The organism is Pseudomonas syringae group sp. 243L2 (assembly GCF_032587875.1).
Taxonomy (GTDB): Bacteria; Pseudomonadota; Gammaproteobacteria; order Pseudomonadales; family Pseudomonadaceae; genus Aquipseudomonas; species Aquipseudomonas amygdali.
This window is the reverse complement of record NZ_JAWHPL010000003.1, coordinates 299291-321126: the sequence shown is the minus strand read 5'-3', so window position 1 is coordinate 321126 and position 21836 is coordinate 299291. Positions and strand designations below refer to the sequence as shown.

At 60.8% G+C, this 21836-nt stretch carries 15 protein-coding genes; 12 read left to right on the top strand and 3 right to left on the bottom strand.

The genetic code is table 11. The annotated features are described in order from the left end of the window. Positions 1 to 7 precede the first annotated feature (7 nt). Complete coding sequence (locus RYB66_RS02560; protein WP_057421480.1) at positions 8 to 868, top strand: SH3 domain-containing protein; 861 nt, start codon at positions 8 to 10, stop codon at positions 866 to 868. 10 nt (positions 869 to 878) lie between these two features. On the opposite strand, the gene ycaC is transcribed toward RYB66_RS02560, so the two are convergent. The 3 genes from ycaC to RYB66_RS02545 all read right to left on the bottom strand — a co-directional run bounded on the left by ycaC (position 879) and on the right by RYB66_RS02545 (position 3791). Next, a complete protein-coding gene (gene ycaC, locus RYB66_RS02555) occupies positions 879 to 1505 on the bottom strand; it encodes an isochorismate family cysteine hydrolase YcaC (RefSeq protein ID WP_005777887.1) in 627 nt (208 codons plus the stop codon). A gap of 154 nt (positions 1506 to 1659) precedes the next feature. Then, complete coding sequence (locus RYB66_RS02550; RefSeq protein ID WP_316893698.1) at positions 1660 to 3231, bottom strand: alkaline phosphatase D family protein; 1572 nt, start codon at positions 3229 to 3231, stop codon at positions 1660 to 1662. After that, on the bottom strand, positions 3228 to 3791 hold the full coding sequence (locus tag RYB66_RS02545) for a GNAT family protein (protein ID WP_316893696.1): 564 nt from the start codon (positions 3789 to 3791) through the stop codon (positions 3228 to 3230). Before RYB66_RS02545 ends, RYB66_RS02550 begins: the two co-directional genes overlap by 4 nt. A gap of 188 nt (positions 3792 to 3979) precedes the next feature. Between RYB66_RS02545 and RYB66_RS02540 the strand changes: the two genes are divergently transcribed. The 11 genes from RYB66_RS02540 (at position 3980) to RYB66_RS02490 (ending at position 21831) form a co-directional block, all read left to right on the top strand. Further along, positions 3980 to 4387 (top strand): biopolymer transporter ExbD, encoded by a 408-nt coding sequence (locus RYB66_RS02540; protein ID WP_316893694.1) that lies wholly within the window; start codon positions 3980 to 3982, stop codon positions 4385 to 4387. Between the two features lie 2 nt (positions 4388 to 4389). Beyond that, complete coding sequence (locus RYB66_RS02535) at positions 4390 to 5157, top strand: energy transducer TonB (protein WP_316893692.1); 768 nt, start codon at positions 4390 to 4392, stop codon at positions 5155 to 5157. Between the two features lie 20 nt (positions 5158 to 5177). Next, a complete protein-coding gene (locus tag RYB66_RS02530; protein WP_316893690.1) occupies positions 5178 to 7460 on the top strand; it encodes a TonB-dependent receptor in 2283 nt (760 codons plus the stop codon). A gap of 25 nt (positions 7461 to 7485) precedes the next feature. Further along, positions 7486 to 8136, top strand: a complete 651-nt coding sequence (locus tag RYB66_RS02525) for a MotA/TolQ/ExbB proton channel family protein (protein ID WP_044294177.1) — start codon at positions 7486 to 7488, stop codon at positions 8134 to 8136. 63 nt (positions 8137 to 8199) lie between these two features. Then, on the top strand, positions 8200 to 9441 hold the full coding sequence (locus RYB66_RS02520) for a phospholipase D-like domain-containing protein (RefSeq protein WP_316893688.1): 1242 nt from the start codon (positions 8200 to 8202) through the stop codon (positions 9439 to 9441). A gap of 225 nt (positions 9442 to 9666) precedes the next feature. Continuing rightward, on the top strand, positions 9667 to 10857 hold the full coding sequence (locus RYB66_RS02515) for a murein transglycosylase A (protein ID WP_005733959.1): 1191 nt from the start codon (positions 9667 to 9669) through the stop codon (positions 10855 to 10857). 282 nt (positions 10858 to 11139) lie between these two features. Next, positions 11140 to 12279, top strand: coding sequence for a cellulose biosynthesis protein BcsQ (gene bcsQ / locus RYB66_RS02510; protein ID WP_316893686.1), 1140 nt, complete (start codon positions 11140 to 11142; stop codon positions 12277 to 12279). After that, on the top strand, positions 12276 to 14495 hold the full coding sequence (bcsA, locus tag RYB66_RS02505; protein WP_316893684.1) for a UDP-forming cellulose synthase catalytic subunit: 2220 nt from the start codon (positions 12276 to 12278) through the stop codon (positions 14493 to 14495). Before bcsQ ends, bcsA begins: the two co-directional genes overlap by 4 nt. Before the next feature lie 14 nt (positions 14496 to 14509). Further along, entirely contained in the window at positions 14510 to 16765 is a 2256-nt protein-coding gene (gene bcsB / locus RYB66_RS02500; protein WP_316893682.1) for a cellulose biosynthesis cyclic di-GMP-binding regulatory protein BcsB, read from the top strand. 3 nt (positions 16766 to 16768) lie between these two features. After that, entirely contained in the window at positions 16769 to 17980 is a 1212-nt protein-coding gene (bcsZ, locus tag RYB66_RS02495; RefSeq protein ID WP_057401301.1) for a cellulose synthase complex periplasmic endoglucanase BcsZ, read from the top strand. Beyond that, positions 17956 to 21831 carry a cellulose biosynthesis protein BcsC gene (locus RYB66_RS02490; protein ID WP_316893680.1) on the top strand — a complete coding sequence of 1292 codons (3876 nt, stop codon included), beginning with the start codon at positions 17956 to 17958 and terminating at the stop codon, positions 21829 to 21831. Before bcsZ ends, RYB66_RS02490 begins: the two co-directional genes overlap by 25 nt. Positions 21832 to 21836 lie beyond the last annotated feature (5 nt).

Below are 21836 nucleotides of genomic sequence, written 5' to 3'. Positions count from 1 at the left end.
AAGCCCCGTGCGCAAGAAATTCGTTGCATCAATTCTGGCGGTAAGCATCGCCACCTCAGTCACCGGATGCGCGCAGATGGGCATCAGCAAGGAACAGGCGGGTACTGTGATCGGCGGTATCGCCGGTCTGGCGGTCGGTGCAACGATGGGCAAGGGTAACGGTCAGATCGCAGCCGCGCTGATCGTTGCAGGCATCGGCGGCTATATTGGTAACCGCATCGGTCAGTTGCTCGACGACAGGGATAAACAGGCACTGGCGCTGCGCACTCAGGAAGTTCTGAGTCAGCCCGCAACTCCTGTAGCGCAGCCCACGGCCATCTGGCGTTCCGATCACTCCAATGCAAGCGCCCGGATCACGCCAGGCCCGGAGTTCAAGGCGGTCCGGACCATCGATGTCAAACGCACGCCCAACATTCAGGGCGTGCCGTCGATGAAGCTGATCAATCAACCCTATGTCACCCGGTCTACCCTCAACGTGCGCTCTGCACCGAACATGAACGCTGACAAGGTGGGCAGCCTGCCGGGCAATACGCAATTCACTGCCGTGGGTTCTACCGGTGACTGGATTCTGGTGGGACGCAAGGGCGTGACCGTGGGCTACGTGCACAAGGACTACGTGATGACGCAGTCCGATGCCGATACCAGAAAGAGGCTTGCTTCAGTCAGGTTCGATGATATGAATGTGTCGGCCAGTAAAGAGACTGAAGCATTCGATCTGGGCTCAATCTCTTCCTTGCCCTCCGGCAAAACAGCGGCCGAGACTACTTGTCGACCGCTTTCTGTAAGCCTGGAAGCCAACGGTGGCACCACTGAAAAGCAGGACAACACATTCTGCAGGCAGGCCAATGATACGTGGGAGTTGATTTGAAGCAGGGCCTCTAGCGGGCAGTCAGTGCCGAATAACTGTTCATCAGGTTACGGTAGTTCGGGATCCGCTCGGACAGCAGGTTGCCCAGCCCTTCGATATCGTTGCGCCAGTCACCTTGCAGCTCACAGGCCACCGAGAACCAGTTCATCAACTGCGCACCTGCCTGGGTCATACGCGACCAGGCGGCTTGCTGGACAGTGGTGTTGAAGGTGCCCGATGCATCGGTGACCACGAACACTTCAAAGCCTTCAGCCAGTGCCGACAGGGTCGGAAAGGTCACGCACACGTCAGTCACTACCCCAGCGATGATCAACTGCTTGCGGCCGGTCGCCTTGATCGCCTTTACAAAATCTTCGTTGTCCCAGGCGTTGATCTGGCCTGGACGGGCGATGTATGGCGCATCGGGGAACATGGCCTTGAGTTCCGGCACCAGCGGACCGTTGGGGCCTTGTTCGAAGCTGGTGGTGAGGATGGTCGGCAGTTCGAAGAAGCGGGCCAGGTCAGCCAGGGCCAGGACGTTATTCTTGAACTCGTTCGGCGTGAAGTCCTGTACCAGCGAGATCAGGCCTGTCTGATGATCGATCAGCAGCACGATGGCGTCATCTTTGTTCAGGCGGCTGTAAGGGGCGTTTTTCATGGTCAAGTCCTTTCGTTTGGGTAGGTGAGGTGTGGCGTTCAACGTGGGTTCAGATTAGTAGCTCACCGGAAAGGGAAAAAGCGCCTGACGCGCGTTTTACTGTCTCTTCACAGTGGACAATACTGTCCCAAGTGCTGCCCTCCCTATGAATCGCCTACCCAGAAACCGCCCCGGCCTTGCCAGCCTCCACCGCAAAGCGTTTGAGCGTCGACACACTGGCAGCGGGGTCGAGCACATCCGACACCACCTGGAAGCGGGTCAGCATCTGCCGCTCGCTAAGGTCCACCGCCACGTAGCCACGCTGGCGGCTGTCAAAGAACTTCACATGGGGGTTGAGCCCCAGAATGCTGTTGAAGGCGTCGAATGGCGGTCCGCCGGATGTCACCGAGGTGCCGACGAATTCAGTGGCGACGACGGCTGAGTCCGGATTGCCCGCATCGGCGTGCAGGTCTGTGGTCCAGAACGAATGGATATCGCCACCCCAGAACACCGGGTTGCGGGTCTGCTGGCGTTGCAGGGATGCCAGCATGCGCTCGCGGGTCGCCGCGTAGCCGTCCCAGCCGTCGGTCCAGTGGCCCAGCGCCTGCGTTTTGAGATTGCGCTGTTCCAGCGGAGCGACCAGCAAGTCCTGGGCAATGACATTCCATTGTCCAGGTGACTCAGCGAAGCTGCGGTCCAGCCAGGCTTCCTGTTCCCAGCCGAGCATGGTGCGTTTCGGATCACTCAGATCCGGACAGTCTCTGGGCGCTACGTAGCCTCGGCGGCTGCCGTTGGGCTGGATGCACGCCTGTTCGGAACGATACTGCCGACCGTCGAGTACATGGAAGCGTGCCAGGCGGCCATAGTCCAGGTTCCGGTAAATACGCATGTCCGGTCCTTTGGGCAGGCTGCTCGCGCGCAAGGGCATGTGCTCGTAAAACGCCTGATAAGCGGCGGCTCTGCGACGTAGAAAGCTGTCCACAGGAACGTTCGGGTCCTGGGACCACTGCGCGGCGTAGTCATTCTGTACTTCGTGATCGTCCCAGGTGACGATGCTCGGCGCGCAGGCATGCAGCGCTTGCAGGTCCGGGTCGGTCTTGTACTGCGCGTATCGGTTGCGATAGCCCGCCAGGTCCATCGGGTCTGAGGTGGCATGGCGGCGCGGGAACTGTATGTTTGTGGGAGAGACGTTCATTTCATAGATGTAATCACCCAGAAAGAACACCATTTCAGGTCGCTCCGCAGCCAGGTGCCTGTAGGCGCTGAAATATCCCGCCTCCCAATGCGAACATGAAACGAAGCCGAACCGTGCCGAGACCATGGCGGTTGCCAGCGGCGCAGTGCAGGCCTGACCCACGGCGCTTTGCGCGCCCAGACTTTCGAACTGATACCAGTAGGGACGTCCAGGCTGCAAACCGCCCACTTCAACATGTACCGAATGGGCAAAGCGCGGTTGAGCGGTCGCTTGCCCCGCACGTACGACGCGAGTCATCGCTGCATCGCTGGCGATTTTCCAGCGTACTTCGACGGGTTTTTTCAGGCCGCCGTCGCCCGTGGCTGTCATCACCTGTGGCGCCAGGCGTGTCCAGATCACGAAGCCGTCAGGCAGCGGGTCGCCGGATGCCACGCCCAGCGTGAACGGATAATCGACACCCGCGCTGCGGGCAAACGGGCTGAGGATCGATAGCAGAGTGGCACCGGCCACGCCGGTAATGATGCGTCGGCGATCCGGGTTGAAATCAGTCATTGCGCGGCCTCTGCTGGTTCGTACTGCGAGCGCAACAGCCCGAACAGCAACATGTCTTTGAAAACACCGTTTTTCAAAAATGCTTCTTTCATACAGCCTTCATACGACAGTCCGCACTTCTCCAGCACCCTGGCGCTGGCCATGTTGTCGGCAAAGCACTGACCGGCGATGCGGTTGAGGTTCATGACGGTGAAGCCATGCATCAGCAAACCCTGCACCGCCTCGCTGGTGTAGCCCTGATTTCGGTAATCGGCACCGATCCAGTAACCCAGGTTGCCGCTGCGATGCGAGGTTGACAGGCGCAGTGAGACGACCCCGGTCAGTTCCCCGATTTCCTGGGCATGAACCCCCAGGCTCAATGTTCGTCCAGCGGCGAATTGTTCCGGTGCATCGGCAATGAAAGCCTGTGCATGCTCCAGGGTATAGGGCGAGGGGACTGTGGCCGTCATGTTCGCAATCACGGGGTCGTCAGCCAGTCGCGACAAGGCGCTGGCCTGTTCGGCTCGCAACGGGCAGAGCAATAGTCGTGAGGTGCGGATACTGGGCATATCGAGACGCATCCCGGGTTTTCCGTTGAGTTGAATACTCAAGAATTGCCGCGTTTCCATGGCGTTTTTATGACGGCTGCGAGAAACATTTTAGTGCCATCAAAAGAGCTTACAAAGGCCATGTAACAGTCATGTAAACCTAACTGATCGGTCATATTCGGTTGCTAGATTCTCGGCCTCTGACAAGAAGGGCGGATGGTATGAGAACGTGGGACGAACCTAAAAAACGCAAGGCGCACATCGAACTGATCCCGATGATCGACGTGATGATGTTTCTGCTGGTTTTTTTCGTACTGGTCAGCCTGAACGTGATTCCGGCTCTGGGGATGAAAACCCAGCTGCCGAGCGCCAGCAGTTCACAGCAGCTCAAGCCGCAGAACAAATCGATCCTGACCCTGGGCCTCAACGGCGAATTACAGCTTGATGGCAAGGCGACCACAGTCGAGGCTCTGGTGCCTGCCTTGAAGGCGCTGGAAAAGCCCGATACTAGAACCACCATTATCGTCAACAGCGACAAGGGCGTTGAGGTCGCACGTCTGGTCGAGATCATGGACACCTTGCGTCTGGGTGGCTTTACCTCGGTTTCCATTGCCACGCGTAAATCCTGACCATGTATGTCCTGTTTCGTGTACGTCAGTGGCTCGCAGGCCTTCCAGCGCTGGTGGCGCTCATCGTGATTGTGATGGGGGTGCAGACGCGGGCCCTTAAGGTAGAGCCGGTTTATGACCAGTCAGCCGTGGAGCTGGCGTTGATCGAGCCTGAGCCTCCAGCGCCAGAGCCCGTGGTGCCGACCGAGCCGCTTCCGGTTCAGCCTGAAGAGCCGCCGCCACCGCCGCCCGTGGTGGAAAGCGAAGACGCCGAGCCTGCTCCGCCACCGCCCAAGCCCATGCCTAAACCTGTCCCCAAGCCCGTGCCCAAGCCCAAGCCGGAACCCAAGCCGCGCCCGGAACCTGTACCCAAGCCAGCCCCGGCGGTAGTAAAGCCCGCCGAGCCGGTCCAGGCCCCCAGTAAGCCTGTGGCCAGCGCTGTCGTCGCGCCGCCTCAGCCACCGGCGCAGCCGAAAGTAGACACGCAGGGCCTCGAAGGTGGCTACCTCAAAGGGCTGCGTAACGATCTGGATGGCTACAAACAGTACCCGACCGGACGCCAGGCCTCGCTGGAGCGCCCGAGCGGCGAGGTAGTGGTGTGGTTGTTGGTTGATCGCCAGGGGCGAGTGTTGGACTCCGGCATTCAGACCCAGGCGTCCAGCATGCTTCTCAACCGCGCGGCAGCCAACAGTCTGCGACGCATCAAGCAAGTCAAACCGTTTCCCGAACAAGCCTTCGGCGGGCGTAGCGAACAGCGCTTCACCGCCACCTTCAACTACAGCGTGCAATAGCACTGACAAGGAACAGAGTGATGAAGTTTTCCAGAATTCACCTTGCGTTGGTCGCCGCTGGCATGAGCCAGGGCATGGCCATGGCTGATTCGAGTGCCAGTGACGTCGGCACCATTGGCGTACAAGGGAAGGCGACGGTGGGCGGTGGCTATATGGTTCAGGAGGAGAGCATCAAGGCGCGCTCCACAGTGACCAAGGAGGCGCTCGACAAGCAGACCGCAACAGGTAACGCGATCGACAAACTCAAATACACCCCGGGCCTGAATATCTCCAGTGAAGATGCCACCGGCCTGTCGGGCTTTCGCTTTACCATGCGCGGCCTCAACTCCGATCAGGTCGGGATGTCGGTAGATGGCATGCCCATCAACGACTCCGGCAACTATGCACTGTATTCCAACCTGCTGGGCGACCCGGAAAACATTGATCAGATCTTCGTCACCCAGGGCTCTGCCGAGAGTGACGGCCCGCACATCGGTTCCAGCGGTGGCAACATCGGTATTGTCACCATTCGGCCCACCAAGGAAACCGGCGCATTCGTCAAACAAAGTGCAGGCAGCAACGGTACTTACAAGACCTTTGCGCGGCTCAATACCGGTGAAATCAACGGGCTGAGCAACTGGCTGTCGATGTCTCACACCGAAGGCCAGAAATGGCGCGGTGACGGTGCCGTGCGCGCTGACAAGGTGGAATGGAACAGCTTCTTCGACATGGGCTCGGGCAATACGGCCAACCTGATCCTCAAGTATCACGAGCAGGACAACAACAGCTACAGTCAGCTCACCAAGAGCCAGTTTCAGCAGAACGGACGCAAGTTTGACCCCTATCCTTCGACGCCCACGCGGGGCAGCAACGGCAAGCTGTCCAGTTATTACGAACTGGCGCAAAACCCGTTCCAGACGTTCACCGCCGTGCTCAATACCCAATTCAAACTGGCCGACAATCTGGCACTTTCAGTCATCCCCTATTACTTCTGGGGCAACGGCAGCGGTGTAAACAGTTCCTCCTATGCGCTCAACCGCGGCTCGAATCAGAACGGTGTATTCGACCTGAGCAACTTGCCGACGGCTGCCGCTTATAACGCTGATGGCTCATCGACCACTGGCGTGTATTACCGGCCTTCGCGCACCCAGACGTGGCGTCCGGGGATCACCACCAAGTTGAACTGGGACGTCAACGACGAACACAGCGTGCAAGTCGGCTACTGGTATGAGCGCGCGCGTCAGTTGCAGACTCAGCCTTTCATTCGCCTGAAGAGCAACGGCAAGCCGGAAAGCATCTGGCCAGACTCGGATTACATGGTCGATGCCAACGGCAATGAGATCCAGGGCCGTGATCGCTATACCGTGACGCCTGCACAAAAAGTATGGGCTCAGGACACCTGGTATTTCGCCCCGGACTGGACGCTGATCGGCGGCCTGGCCTACATGAATGTCGAGCGTGAAGGCAATAACCACGGCAGCCTTACCGAGCGGCCGGAAAAACGTGACCAGACCTACAACAAGCTGCTGCCGAACGTAGGCCTCAAGTATCAGCTGGATGAGCGTGACCAGTTGTTCTACAGCCTGTCGCGCAACATGCGCATACCGCAGAACTATGTCCTTTATGACCCAGGCACCGGTTCCATCAACAGCAAGCCGGAGACCAGCTGGAACCACGAACTGGGCTGGCGCTTTACCGAACAGGACATGACGCTGGCCGCCACCCTGTTCTACATGCAGTTCAAGGACCGTCAGGTGTCATCGAGAGACATCAATGGTGACTTTGCCGACATCAATGCCGGTGCAGTCGATAACAGCGGGCTTGAACTGGAGTGGAGCGGCCTGCTGCCGCACCATTTCAATTACTACACCTCGTACACCTACACCCGCGCCAAACAGAAGGATGACCTGACCGTTTTCAATAACGGCGCCGCCATCGAGCTGCCTACCAGCGGCAAGCAGTTTGCCAACGTGCCGAAGAACATGCTGGCCGCCAACATCGGCTACGACGACGGCAGTTATTACGGCACCTTCGGAGCCAAGTTCACCAGCAAGCTGTATGGCGACCTGACCAATGACGAAAGCATTCCGGGGCGCACCATCTTCAATCTGGGCGCGGGCATCTATCTGCCGGTGGACAAGAAAATCGTCAAGGATGCCACCTTGCGTCTGAACGTCGACAACCTGTTCGACAAGGAGTACCTGGACGGCGTGTACACCACCAAGACCAACGCAGGTACATACAGCGGCTTCCGCGATGGCGACCCGGCGTACATCGTCGGCGTCGAGCGTACCGTTACCGTTTCTCTTGAAGCCAATTTCTAATCTTCATTGACCAGAGGTCTGTGCCATGGACATGAATCAGCTTCACGACATCACCTTCTATGTGATGTACGCCGCCATCGCGATAGCGATCTTTGTCGCGATCGAGCGGGGTATCTACTTTGCTTACGTACGCCGTCAGGCACGGGCGCTGCAAGCGGCACTCAGTGCTTCGGTGCACAGTGAAAAGGACCTGCCGGAGGCGCTGACACGCCGGGCCGGTTTGCCGCTGAGCATGGTCCTGCCGGTGCTTGCGCAAAAAAATGCTCAGGGCTCGCGCAGGGATCTGGATGATGTCATCGAAACCCAGTACCTGAGCACTCGCGCGCCGCTGGCCCGCAGCCTCTGGCTGATCGAGACCATCACTACCGCTGCACCTCTGTTGGGGTTGCTGGGCACCATTCTGGGCATCATCGACACGTTCAAGGCGCTGGCCAGTGCCGGGGTGTCCGATCCCGGGCAGATTTCTGCCGGTATCGGCACGGCGCTGTTCGCGACCGGGCTGGGTATTGCCATCGCCTTGTTCTGCGTGGTCTTTCATAACTACTTTCAGGACAGCCTGGAACGCATCAACGATCAACTCAAGATCCTGTTGATCCGCGCTTCCAGCGGCGCACAGGTGCAGGATGAAACCGAGCATTCGGCTGCCCCGGTCCAACCGAAATACCGCACTGCCTGATCAACCTGCCGGCGTGTGCCCTTGGCATGCGCCTTCCTGCCTGCGTCCGGCGATGAGGCCCGCATGTTCTTTAATCTTCCAGGTCGTAGGGTACTTGCACGCTCCCGCGCCGTGATCGCAGCGTTACTGCTGACGAGTTCGTTTGCGCAGGCCGACTTCGCTATTCCAGGTTTCGAGCTGGTACACACCGTTCCGCTCGGAACCGACCTGCAGACACCTGACCTGCGAGCGCCCGGCGAGGTCTGGCGCGAGCTGTTCGATGGAGCCCGCAAGGGTATCGATATCGAGCAGTTCTATGCCGCAGACCATGCCGGTTCGGTGATGGATAAGGTCCTTGAAAGCCTTACAGCAGCGGGGCAGCGCGGGGTGAAAATCCGTTTTCTGCTGGAGGAAAAAGGCCTGAAAATGTCCGATCCGCAGACCCTTGAACGGTTGCGGGCGATACCCAACCTCACCTTGCGCGTACTGCCATACGCCAAGCTCACGGGCAGCGGCATCATTCACGCCAAATTCATCGTCGTGGATGGCCGGCAGGCGTTCATAGGCAGTCAGAATTTCGATTGGCGCTCTCTGGAGCACATCCATGAAACCGGCCTGCGCATCGACGAGCCGAATGTCGTGCGCCAGACGCAGGCCGTGTTCGATCAGGACTGGCTAGCCCAGGCCGCCATCGCCGAAGGCAAACCGATTCCGGTGCCACACTCGAACAAGAATGCTTTGCCTGCTGGCAACTATCTGGTCGCCAGTCCGCAGCGCTATAACCCGCCCGGCGTACTCGACTCCCAGGCCGAGCTGCCGCGTTTGCTGGCGCAAGCCAGACGCGAGGTTCGCGTCCAGTTGCTGGATTACGCACCCTTGTCCTACGGACCTGACAAAACCCGGCCTTACTATGCGGTCATCGATAACGCCATCCGCAGCGCTGCCGCCCGTGGCGTGTCGATCAAACTCATGGTGTCGGACTGGAACACAGGCATGCCCGAAGTAGCCTATTTGAAGAGTCTGGCCCTGGTGCCAAACGTGCAGGTGCGCATTGTCACACTGCCCGTAGCTGCCGAGGGGTTCATCCCGTATGCACGCGTGATTCACAGCAAGACCATGGACATTGATGATCAGGTCGCATGGGTCGGCACCAGTAACTGGCTCGGCGGCTACCTCGACAACTCGCGCAACCTGGAAGTGGTGATGCACGACAGCACAATGGCCAAGCGCATCGGCGCTCTGCATGAGCAGCTATGGGGCGGGCCGTACGCCAAACCAATCGACATCAACCGCGACTACCCGGAACCGCATCCGGGCCGGCCTTGAAAGTAAGCAGGCCAGCAGCCGGAAGGGCGACGCCGGGCGTTAAGCATGGCGGGTTGTATCGACAATCAGAATGCGTCTGGGTCTGGACGGAACAGGTCTGGCGAGGAGCGCTATGCCCGACTCTGGTGATGAATGAAGCTTCCCACTAGGCCCCTCTGTCCGCTTCAGCCACAATGACGCCTTTTACCCTCCAGCCTGCTGTGGGCTGTAAAAGGATTGCTGCTGATGATGCTCTCTTTCAAGCCATGGTTCCGTGGGCTGGCGCTGGCTTTGCCACTGGCTGCCCTGCTGACCGCGTGTGACAAGTCCGATAAGCCGGTGACGCCGCCTGCACCGCCACACACCACTTATAGCCAGGCTGGTTGGGACGCGCTGCCAGCCGTGTCGGACGCCGACTTGCAAGCCGGGTTTGCCTCATGGCGCAGTGCGTGTGTTCGTCTGAAGGCTGATGCCGTGTGGGGACCGACCTGTGCGGCGGCGGGCAGCCTTGTGGCGGCTCCGGATGCGGCGCAGATCCGTACGTTTTTGCAGAGCCAGTTGCAGGTCTACAGCCTGCGCGCTGATGGCGGCAGTGCCGATGGCCTGATCACCGGTTATTACGAGCCTGTCTACCCTGGCAGCCTGACTCAGACCGCCACGGCTAACGTGCCGGTTTACGGCATTCCGGACGATCTGATCGTGGTCAATCTGGACAGCATTTATCCCGAACTCAAGGGCAAGCGCTTGCGCGGTCGGCTTGAGGGGCGGGTGCTCAAGCCTTACGACGATGCCGCGACGATCAACGCGCAGGGGTTGAATGCGCCGGTGATTGCCTGGCTGACCGACCCGATGGATGTGCAGTTCCTGCAGATTCAGGGCTCCGGGCGCGTGAGTCTGGAGGATGGCTCGCAGCTGCGTCTGGGCTATGCCGATCAGAACGGCCGCCCTTATCGCGCGATTGGTCGCTGGCTGGTGGAGCAGGGCCAGTTGAAGAAGGAAGACGTGACCATGGGCAGCATCGCAGCCTGGGCCAAAGCGCATCCGGAGCGGGTCAGCGAGTTGCTGGCCAGCAACCCCAGCTATGTGTTTTTTGCCCGTAACCCCGACAGCAATGAAGGCCCGCGCGGCTCGCTCAACGTGCCGCTGACACCGGGCTACAGCGTAGCCATCGATCGCAAGGTGATTCCTCTGGGTAGTCTGCTCTGGCTCTCCACCACACGGCCGGATGGAAGCAGCGTGGTGCGCCCGGTTGCGGCGCAGGACACGGGCGGTGCGATTGCCGGTGAAGTGCGCGCTGATCTGTTCTGGGGCACTGGCGATGAGGCCGGGAAGCTGGCAGGTGACATGAAACAGAAAGGCAATATCTGGTTGCTGTGGCCCAAGGGTATGGCGTTGCCGCAGACTGTCGATGCAGTATCTGCGCCCGCTGGCCACTGATTTAATTCGACCCTTCCCATTAGCGGCTATATATCCGATCCACTGGATATATAGCTGCTGGTGAGAAAAACCCTCGATTCAGTCCCGTTTGCCGCCGATTGTGTCCAGATCCACAATTTTTTAACGCCAATAAAATGTCGAAAAACGAGTGATTTACCGCTCATCGGTAAATTGTGGACGTCATATATCGGTTTCCTGACACTGTCACAATGACATTACACATTGGTATTAACGCTTTTCCACAGGGGGTGTGCTTGGCGGCCCCATTTGAGGTCGTACAGAATGAGTCGTGCTGACGATGTGGCCAATCTGTTTCAACGTTTCGGCGCGAGCTCTGACGGTTATCTGGAGATAGACAACAGCCTGGATTATCAGGAATCGTCTGTTTCCAGAACCCCGTCTGCTGCACTGCAACGCGCGACCTCTCAGCCGTCTCTTGAGCAACCTTGTTCAACGCTGCCGGCGCAAAACAACTCGACTGCACCTGATTTGATAGCGCCCGATAAAACCAGGCGCATAGCCGCTGACACATTGGCGAAACTGCTCGCCGAGGCTGCTCAGGCGCGGCAGGCCGAGGCGCAGGCGCGTAACAACGAGGCACTGGCTCAGTCGATGGGCAAAGGCCAACTTTCCAGAACCCCGGCACACGTCATCGCGGTGGTGTCAGCCAAAGGCGGGGTGGGTAAAAGCACCTTGAGCGCGGCGCTGACAAGCCTGGTCAAGGTGCCAGGCGGGCAGACGCTGGCCATCGACCTCGACCCGCAAAACGCCTTGCAGCACCATCTCAACGCCAGCCCGGATGTGGCAGGCCTCGGTGGTGCCAGCCTGAGCGGCGAGAACTGGCGGGCCCTGTTACTGAGCGGGTCTGCTGACACGCAGCTGCTGGCGTATGGCGCGCTGCAGCTTGACGAGCGTCGTTCTCTGGAGCGTTTTCAGGAAAATGACGCGCACTGGCTGGTTCGCCAGATTGCGCGCATGCAATTGAGCGCGCGCGACGTGGTGGTTCTCGACGTCCCGTGTGGTGATTTGCTCATGCTGGAACAGGCACTGAATGCCGCCAGCCAAGTGCTGGTCGTGCTCACCGCCGATGCGGCGTGCTACCTGACGCTGGACCAGATGCAGGGCTGGCTTGAGCCTGTGCTGGCCGGTCCGCAGCCGCCGGTCTGTCATTACGTCATCAATCAGTTCGATGCATCGCGCACGTTCAGTCGCGACATGCGCGATGTCATGGCAAAGCGTCTTGGCGGGCGTTTGCTGGGCATCGTGCACAAGGATAACGCGCTCGCAGAAGCGCTGGCTTACGGACACAACGCGGTACAGGTTCCGAGCGCCTCCCCAGGCACTCAGGACCTGCGCGTGCTGAGTCACTTGCTGATCACCAAACTGCTGACTCAGGACGTAGAAGAGACCCGATTGTCATGACTAACCTGTCGCTCGACGCGTCCCCACCCCGGACGCGCTCATCGCTGTGGCTGAATGCTTTGTCGGCAAGGTTCGGCCAGCAGTCCAGGACCCTGCGCCGCGCACTGAAAACCGTGGCCATTGTTGTCGGCCTGCTGCTGATGGCGCTGGTCGTCACCGTGCCTCTGGACCTCTACGCGCAGTGCTTTTTTGCCTTGGCCTGTTTTGCCGCGATGCTGGTGATTCGCAAGATGCCGGGGCGCATTTCGGTGCTGGCGCTGGTGACGCTGTCGTTGCTGGCGTCGTTTCGGTACATGTACTGGCGGCTGACCTCGACTCTGGATTTCGATAACTGGCTGGACAGCCTGCTGGGCTACGGGCTGATCGTCGCCGAGTTCTACACGCTGATCGTCATCGTGCTGGGTTATGTGCAGACCGCCTGGCCGCTGCACCGCAAGCCTGTGATCATGCCGAGCGATTCCAGTCAGTGGCCGACTGTGGATGTGTTTATCCCTTCGTACAACGAAGCGCTGAGCATCGTCAAACTGACCATTTTTGCGGCGCAGTCCATTGATTGGCCGCGAGACAAACTGCGTGTCTACGTACTTGATGACGGCCGCCGAGAAGACTTTCGCGAGTTCTGCGAGCAGATCGGTGTTGGCTACCTGACCCGTGAAAACAATTACCACGCCAAGGCCGGTAACCTGAACGAAGCGCTCAAGTCCACCGATGGCGAATACATCGCCATGTTTGATGCCGACCACGTGCCGACCCGCTCTTTTTTGCAGGTCGCCATGGGCTGGTTCCTCAAAGACTCACAGCTTGCGATGTTGCAGACGCCGCACTTTTTCTTCTCGCCTGACCCGTTCGAAAAGAACCTCGACACCTTCCGCAGTGTGCCCAACGAAGGCGAGCTGTTTTACGGCCTGTTGCAGGACGGCAACGACCTGTGGAACGCGACCTTCTTCTGTGGTTCCTGTGCAGTGCTACGGCGTTCGTCGCTGCTGGAAATCGGCGGCGTGGCCACCGAAACCGTGACCGAAGATGCGCACACCGCGCTGAAGCTCAACCGCGCCGGTTACAACACCGCTTACCTGGCAATCCCGCAAGCGGCGGGGCTGGCGACCGAAAGCCTGTCGCGCCATGTGGCCCAGCGCATTCGCTGGGCGCGTGGCATGGCGCAGATCTTTCGCACCGACAATCCGTTGCTGGGCAAGGGCCTGTCGATAGGCCAGCGGCTGTGCTACGCCAACTCCATGCTGCACTTCTTCTATGGCTTGCCGCGTCTGGTATTTCTCACTGCGCCACTGGCCTACCTGCTGTTCGGTGCCGAGGTCATGCACGCCTCGGCGCTGATGATCACCGCTTACGTATTACCACACCTGGCGCACGCCAGCCTGACCAACTCCAGGATTCAGGGGCGTTTCCGCCATTCGTTCTGGAACGAGGTCTACGAGGCCGTGCTGGCCTGGTACATCATGGGCCCGGTATTGATGGCGCTGATCAACCCGAAGTTCGGTGGTTTCAACGTGACCGACAAGGGCGGCGTGGTCGAGGAGAAGTTTTTCGACTGGACGCTGGCGCGGCCCTACATCGTGCTGCTGACGCTCAACGCCGTGGTTTTCGCGCTCGGTATCTACAGCCTGTATCAACTGGGCTGGAACAACGATGCGATCACCCTGACCATCATCATCAACATGGCCTGGACGATCTACAACATCATCATCACCAGCGCCGCGATTGCGGTGGCCAGCGAGATCCGCCAGGTGCGCACTGAACCGCGGGTGCAGGCCAAACTGCCGATTCGTGTCACGCGCGCCGATGGCGTGGTGTTCAACGCTGTGACGCAGGACTTTTCGCAGACCGGCCTGGGGCTTGTCCTGCCTGCCGATGCCGGTATCGACAGTGGCGACAGCATTACGGTGTCGCTGTATCGCGGTGCGCAGACCAGCCATTTCCCCGCCACGGTCATGTTCTGCCGCGATGGCTATCTGGGCACCCGTTTCGATGATCTGTCACTGCGCCAGCAGAGCGAACTGGTACGCCTGACGTTCGGGCGGGCCGACACCTGGGCATCGACCTGGGGGCGTGGCAAACCGGATACGCCGCTGGCCGCGCTGCGCGAAGTCAGCCATATCGGCGTTCGTGGCGTCGTCGAGCTGCTCAAGGCCACCCGCAAGGATTTCGGCCGACTGTTACCCACACGTAAAAAAATCTCCCCACCTCCCGCAAATTGATGGATTGAGTAGTCATGACTAAACGGTATTTTCTCGGTGCCGAACGCTTCGCCGTTCGCCGCTCATGGGCCCTGTTGGCTTGTGCGTTGTCCGTGCTCTCCACCGGGATGTGGGCAAGCGCTGCTGAAACCACGGGTGCCAACGAGGGTTACAGCGTGACGCTGCAACAACTGGGGCGCAATTACCCGATGAACCTGCGCGGTGTGGAAGCCACCGACAGCGTCAACTTCAACGTGCGTGCCGATCAGGTGGTAACTGGCGCAAGCCTGACCCTGAGTTACAGCTACTCACCGGCATTACTGGCCGATCTGTCGCAGATCAACGTCATGATCAACGACGAAGTCGCAGCCACCCTGCCGTTGCCCAAAGAGGGCGCAGGCAAGCCGCAGACTCAGGTGATCGAGATTCCACCGCAGATGATCACCGAGTTCAACCGCCTGAACCTGCAGTTCATCGGCCACTACACAATGAGCTGCGAAGACCCCAAGCATTCCAGCCTGTGGGCGCGGATCAACAACGACACGCGTCTGGATATCCGCGTGACGCCGTTCGCGTTGCCCAACGATCTGGCCATTTTGCCGCTGCCGTTCTTCGACCGTCGCGATGACCGTGACGTAAACCTGCCGGTGGTGATGGGCGCGGCACCCGACAACGCCACGCTGGAAGCCGCCGGTGCGCTGGCTTCGTGGATCGGTGCGGCCAAGACCCGCTCGCGCATGGCCAGCTTCCCGGCGCACTTCAACGAACTGCCGGCCAAGGGCAATGCGCTGGTATTGCTCAAAGGCGACGGTCCGCTGCAACTGGGCGCTTTGACCATGCCTGCGGCAAAAGGCCCGACTCTGACGATGGTGACGCACCCCAACGATCCGAACGGCAAGTTGCTGGTGATCACCGGGCGTAATTCCGCCGAGCTGAAAAAAGCGGTCAACGCGCTGGTGGTCGGCGGGCAGAGCCTGGTCGGCAGCAGTGCGTTGATCGAACGGGTTGACATGCTCGCGCCGCGTAAGCCTTACGACGCGCCGAACTGGCTGCCGAGTGATCGGCCGATCAAGCTTGGCGAGCTGATGCCTGCCAACAAACTGAATGTGTCCGGTTACGATCCGGGTGACATCACTGTGCCGCTGAACCTGCCGCCGGACCTGTTCAGCTGGCGCGAAGACGGTGTGCCGCTGAACCTCAAATACCGCTACACACCTCAGGAGCGCTCCAACAATTCGTCGATCATGGTCAGCCTCAACGACACCCTGATCAAGGCCGAGCCGCTGCCGTCGATCGATAATCTGAGCAATTCGATCCTGGCCCGGCTGACCGGTGGCAACGACACGGTCAGCCGTGAAGCGCACGTGTACCTGCCGCTCAATTCGGTGGCGCTGCAATCGCGTCTGCAACTGCGTTACATGTTCGATTACCTCAAGCAGGGCGAATGTGGCGACATCATCATTGACAACATGCGCGGCAGCATCGACCCGGAATCAACGCTGGATTTCAGCGGCTACGAGCACTTCATGGCGATGCCCAACCTGGGTGTGTTCAAGGACTCGGGTTTCCCGTTCACGCGTCTGGCTGACCTGTCGCAAACGGCGGTGGTGCTGGCTGACCAGCCGAGTACCGAAGACATCAGCGCGTACCTGAACGTGCTGGGTCGTTTTGGTGAGTCCACCGGTTACCCGGCGACCGGCGTCACAGTGATGCAGGCCGCACAGATCGCCAGCGCCGCCGACAAAGACATTCTGGTCATGTCTTCCGGGCCCGATCAGCCGTTGCTCAACCTGTGGGCCAACCGCCTGCCGACCTCCGGCAACGGTCAGCAGCAGAGCTTCGAACTTTCCGATCTGGCGTTCCGCCTGCGTGACTGGATGAGCCCGGACCCGGATGAAAACCTGCGTCGGGCGCGGGTGGCGATGGCGTTCTCCAGCGATGCGCGCAGCACCTTCCTGACCGGCTTCGAATCGCCGCTGCAAAAAGGCCGCAGCGTGGTGCTGATCTCCAGTGGCCAACCCGGCGGCATGAGCGACGTGGCCCGTGCGCTGAGCAACAGCGACAAGGTTCAGGGCAGTCTGGTGGTGGTGCGCGGCGATTCCGTCGAAGCACTGGTTGCCGAACAGAATTACTACGTCGGTGATCTTGGGCCGATCAAATACGTGCAGTGGCTGATGTCGCGCAACGTGCTGTGGTTGTTGTTGGTAGTCGCCGTGGGTGTGGTGCTGGTCACCGGGGTGGCTTACCTGACCCTGCGTTCGCTTGCCAAACGCCGACTGGAGCATGAATAAATCATGCCGGCCCTGGTAATCAATTTGCGCCGCGCTGTTGGCTGGATGACCGGTGTGCTGGCGTCGGCGACGCTGACGCCGGTTCTTGCGGCCAGCACCTGCGACAGCCCGGCCTGGCCGTTCTGGCAGGACTACGCCACGCGCTACGTGCAGGCCGACGGGCGCATGCTCGAATCCAGCCTGAAAGCCAACCACAGCACCTCCGAAGGCCAGTCCTACGGCATGCTCTTCGCCTTGGTGGCCAATGATCGCGAGCGCTTCGACACGCTGTGGACGTGGACTGCCGAAAACATGACCGGCGCCGACCCCAGGACACGCCTGCCCGGCTGGTTGTGGGGGCAGGGCGAAGACGGCAGCTGGAAACTGCAGGACGCCAACTCTGCGTCCGACGCCGACCTGTGGATCATCTATGCGCTGCTGGAAGCCGCCCGCATCTGGCAGCACCCGGCGTATCGAAACGATGCGCTGGCGCTGCTCAAGACCGTTGAATCACGGCTGGTGGTCAACCTGCCGGGGCTGGGCAAGATGCTCCTGCCCGGCCCGGAAGGTTTCGTGCAGCCTGACCACTTATGGCGTTTGAACGCCAGTTACCTGCCGGTGCCGCTGTTACGGCGTCTGGCCAAGGAAGAACCGGCTGGCCCGTGGAAGGAAATCGCCGACAACACGGCAAAACTGATCGACGCATCCAGCCCGAAAGGCTTTATCGCCGACTGGGTGGGTTATCGCGGCACATCACCGAAAACCGGGCTGTTCGTAGTCGATCCGGTCACCGGCGAGCTGGGCAGCTATGACGCGATTCGCGTCTACCTCTGGGCGGGCATGACGCCTGCGTCCGACCCGTTGGCCGCGCGCTTGCTGGCGCGTCTCGACGGCATGGCGGTCAGCACGGCCTCCAGCGGCACGCCCCCGGAAAAAGTCCAGGTGATGAGTGGCATGAGCCAGGGCCAGGCTCCGTTTGGTTACTCGGCAGCGTTGCTGCCGTACTTCCAGGCCAAGGGCCAGACGTGGCTGGCGGAACAGCAGCAGCGCAGGGTCGAAGCAGGCGTCAGCACGGCGCTGGCCCGCGACCCGACAGATCGCACCGAACCTGCCTATTACAACCTCATGCTCAGCCTGTTTGCCTTGGGCTGGGTCGAAAAACGCTATCAGTTCCGTGAAGACGGAACCCTCAAATTATCCTGGGAGACGTCATGCCCGCGCGCCGCCACACGTTAGTCATCGGGTTGGTTGCCGCGATCGCAGCCAGCGTTTCTCAGGCTCAGGCCGCCACCGCCGAGGCGCAGTTGATCGAGCAGGGCCAGTACTGGCAGGCTCGCTCGAACCCGGTGCGGGCTGCCGAGGTCTGGCAGAAGGTGCTGCAGATCGACCCCAATCAGATCGACGCGTTGTATGGCATGGGGCTGATCGGCGTCAAACAGAACAAGCCGCAGCAGGCGCAGACTTACCTGGCTCGTCTGCAGGCCCTGTCGCCAGTGCCGTGGCAGTCGGTGCAACTGGAGCAGGACATCGCCCTCGCTCAGCCGCAGAATCAGGCCTTGCTGGATGAGGCCCGACGCCTCGCCGATGCCGGTGAGCGCGACAAGGCGACCGGGGTCTTTCGCCAACTGTTCAACGGCCGTTTGCCCGAGGGCACGATCGGACGCGAGTACTACACCAACCTGGGGTTCAACAGCGCGGACTGGCCCGAAGCGCGCAAAGGCTTCGAACGCCTGATCCGGCAGAATCCGGACGACTCGATTCTGGCGCTGTTCTTCGCCAAGCACCTGGCCCGCCGCGAAGACACCCGGGCCGAAGGGATCGCTGCGCTGGCGCGCCTGAGCACTCACCCGGACATCGCCGGGGACGCCGATCAGAGCTGGCGCATGGCGTTGGTCTGGATCGGCCCGCCTGCGGCTGCGCAGGTGCCACTGTTCGACGCGTTTCTCAAGATTCATCCCGACGATCAGGAAATCCGCGACCAGTTGAACAAGGGCCGCCAGCAGAACACTAGCGGCGCTGCCTCAGGCTGGCAGCAGGACCCGTTGGTGGCGCGTGGCTTGAAGGCGCTGGAAAGAAATGATCACGCGGCGGCCGAAGAAGCCTTTGCCGCCCGCTTGAAAATCAAGGCGGACGATGTCGATGCGCTGGGCGGCCTGGGCGTGGTGCGTCAGCAGCAGAACCGGCTGCCTGAAGCCGAACAATTGCTGACCCGCGCCACGCGCCAGCCGGGCGGTGCGCGCTGGAAAAACGCGCTGGAAAACGTACAGCTCTGGACCTCGCTGCAACAAGCCCGTGATCTACAGGCCAAAGGACAGACCGGCAAGGCTCAAGCGTTGCTGGCGCAGGCGCAGCGGGAAAACCCTGACAACATCGACGTGCGTTTGACCCTGGCCGACGTGCAGGTGCAGGCCGGGCAACTGGACGCCGCGCAGGCAGGCTATCGTCAGGTGCTCGCGAGCCAGCGCGGCAATCCGCAAGCAATACGCGGGCTGATCAACGTGCTGGCTCAGCGTGGTCAGGCCGATGAAGCGCTACGCCTGCTCGACACATTGTCGCCGGGCGAACAGGCCAAACTGGGCGACAGCGGTCGCTTCAAGGCGCTGCGCTCCACACAAGTGGCGCGTCTGGCCGAGCAGCGTGGCGATGTTCGCGCTGCTCAGACGGCCTTGAAAGACGCGGTGAAGAGCGACCCGGACAATGTCTGGACGCGTTTTGACCTGGCGCGCCTGTACCTCAAGACCGACGAAGCGCCCAAGGCGCGCGTGCTGATCGACGAGCTGCTCAAGGCCCAGCCCAATAACATCGATGCGCTTTACACCAGCGCACTGCTGTCGGTGGAAATGGGCCAGTGGCAGGACGCGCAAACCACGTTTGCGCGCATCCCGGTGGATCAGCGCACGCCGGACATGAAAGCGCTCGCTGACGAAATCACCATGACCGTGCAGATCAATCTGGCCATCGGCATCGCCCGGCGCGGTCAGCGCCAGGAAGCGTTGGCGCTGCTCGATCGCCTGCAACCGGTCGCCAGCGGCAGCCCGGAGCGTCAACTCACGCTGGCCAACGCTTACATTGATGCGGGCGAGCCCGCGCGCGGTCAGGAAATGGCCCTTGCCGCCATCGCTCAGGCCCCGGCGCCGTCGGCCGATCTGATGCTGCAATACGCCGGTCTGCTGCTCGCAGCGGGTGATGATGTGCAGGTCAATGCGATCCTGCGCAACGTGCAGGGTCAGCCGATGAGCGCGCAGACCCGCAAACGCTTCGATGACCTTTTGTACCGCTACCGCATTCGCCAGGCCGATCTGCTACGTGAGGGTGGAGATCTGGCGGGCGCGTACGACACGCTGGCACCGGCTTTGGCGCAGCGCCCGGACGACATTCAGGCGGTGTCGGCGTTCGCCCGGATGTACACCGCCAATGGCGACAGCGCTCGCGCGTTCGAGCTGTACAAACCGTTGTTGCAGCGTCAGCCCAATGACCCGCAAGTGCTGCTGGGCGCAGCTGATGCGGCGGTCAAAGCGCATGATTATGGCTTTGCCGAAAAAGCCCTGAGCCAGTTCCGCAAACTGGAGCGCAACGACCCGCAGACCCTGACCGAAGCCGCACGTATCTACCAGAGCATGGGGCAGACTGGCGCGGCCACCGAGTTGCTGCGCAAGGCCGTGGCCATCGAACAAAGCGAAAAACAGCGTCTGATGGCTACGCAGGGCGGGTCGGGTGTGACGTCGTCCAATCCGTTCGCGGCGGGCGGTTCACGCAGCTTGGCCGCAGCGTCTGCCATCCCGGCACCGGCACAGGTGTCGCTCAGCGGCGGGGCGGCGACGAGCTTGCCGGCCACGCGTGAAACGGCTTACCCCGGCCAGATCGCCGCACAACAGCCGCTGTCTGCCGCACGTGCGCAAAGCGTGCGCGGCAATCCGTTCATGGCAGCCACCGACCGCGATCAGGCCAGCAGCGCGCAGCAGGCGCTCAATCGTATTCTTGAGCAGCGCAGTGGCTTCGTCAGTCAGGGCCTGAGCGTGCGTAGCAATAACAGCGAGGCGGGTCTGAGCAAACTGACCGTGGTCGAGACCCCGCTTGAGATCAACGTGCCTGCCGGTGATAACCGGGTGGCCGTGCGCGTCACGCCGGTGTCGCTGAATGCTGGGAGCGTGAAATCCGATGCAAGTGCCCGTTTTGGCGGTGGCACCAGCGGTGCTGCAGGTTCGCAGAGCGACAAGGGTGTCGGTCTGGCGGTAGCGTTCGAGCGCCCCGAAGAAGGCCTCAAGGCCGATATCGGCACCACGCCGATGGGCTTCAAATACACCACGGTCGCGGGTGGCGCGAGTGTCGACCGGCCGTTGGGTGACAACCCGGACCTGCGCTACGGCCTCAACGTGTCACGGCGTCCGGTGACGGACAGCGTGACCTCGTTTGCCGGTTCCACCGACGAGCGCAGCGGCCTGTCCTGGGGCGGCGTCACGGCCAACGGCGGCCGCGGGCAGATCAGCTATGACGACCAGACCATCGGCGGTTATGGCTACGGCTCGTGGCACAAGCTGGTCGGCAACAACGTGAAATCCAATACCCGAGGCGAAGTGGGTGGCGGCGTTTACTGGTACCTGCGCAATGCCGAGGACAGCAAGCTGACCGCAGGCCTGAGCCTGATGGGCATGAGCTATGACAATGACCAGAGCTACTTCACTTACGGCCATGGTGGCTATTTCAGCCCGCAGAGCTTCTATGCCATCGGCGTGCCGGTGATGTGGGCACAGCGCACCGAGCGTTTCAGCTATCAGGTCAAGAGTTCGGTCGGGGTCCAGCACTTCAAGCAGGACGGTGCCGAATTCTTCCCCGACGACAGCACGCTGCAGGCCGCGTCCGGCCAGCGCTACACAGGGCAGAGCAAAACCGGAATTGGCTACAACCTTAGCGCGGCAGGCGAGTACAAGCTCGATTCCAGCCTGTTCATGGGGGCCAATCTGGGCCTGGACAATGCCCGTGACTATCGCCAGTTCAGCGGCGCGCTTTACCTGCGTTACATGTTCGAGGACATGACCGGCCCGATGGCACTGCCGGTCAGCCCTTACCGTTCACCTTATTCCAACTGATTTCT

Excerpts from the sequence above, each read along its gene's own strand:
- RYB66_RS02535 (WP_316893692.1), top strand. The coding sequence starts at position 4,390 with ATGTATGTCCTGTTTCGTGTACGTCAGTGGCTCGCAGGCCTTCCAGCG.
- ycaC (WP_005777887.1), bottom strand. The coding sequence starts at position 1,505 with ATGAAAAACGCCCCTTACAGCCGCCTGAACAAAGATGACGCCATCGTG.
- bcsA (WP_316893684.1), top strand. The coding sequence starts at position 12,276 with ATGACTAACCTGTCGCTCGACGCGTCCCCACCCCGGACGCGCTCATCG.
- RYB66_RS02520 (WP_316893688.1), top strand. The coding sequence starts at position 8,200 with ATGTTCTTTAATCTTCCAGGTCGTAGGGTACTTGCACGCTCCCGCGCC.
- RYB66_RS02545 (WP_316893696.1), bottom strand. The coding sequence starts at position 3,791 with ATGCGTCTCGATATGCCCAGTATCCGCACCTCACGACTATTGCTCTGC.
- bcsZ (WP_057401301.1), top strand. The coding sequence starts at position 16,769 with ATGCCGGCCCTGGTAATCAATTTGCGCCGCGCTGTTGGCTGGATGACC.
- RYB66_RS02530 (WP_316893690.1), top strand. The coding sequence starts at position 5,178 with ATGAAGTTTTCCAGAATTCACCTTGCGTTGGTCGCCGCTGGCATGAGC.
- bcsB (WP_316893682.1), top strand. The coding sequence starts at position 14,510 with ATGACTAAACGGTATTTTCTCGGTGCCGAACGCTTCGCCGTTCGCCGC.
- RYB66_RS02550 (WP_316893698.1), bottom strand. The coding sequence starts at position 3,231 with ATGACTGATTTCAACCCGGATCGCCGACGCATCATTACCGGCGTGGCC.
- RYB66_RS02525 (WP_044294177.1), top strand. The coding sequence starts at position 7,486 with ATGGACATGAATCAGCTTCACGACATCACCTTCTATGTGATGTACGCC.
- bcsQ (WP_316893686.1), top strand. The coding sequence starts at position 11,140 with ATGAGTCGTGCTGACGATGTGGCCAATCTGTTTCAACGTTTCGGCGCG.
- RYB66_RS02515 (WP_005733959.1), top strand. The coding sequence starts at position 9,667 with ATGATGCTCTCTTTCAAGCCATGGTTCCGTGGGCTGGCGCTGGCTTTG.
- RYB66_RS02540 (WP_316893694.1), top strand. The coding sequence starts at position 3,980 with ATGAGAACGTGGGACGAACCTAAAAAACGCAAGGCGCACATCGAACTG.
- RYB66_RS02490 (WP_316893680.1), top strand. The coding sequence starts at position 17,956 with ATGCCCGCGCGCCGCCACACGTTAGTCATCGGGTTGGTTGCCGCGATC.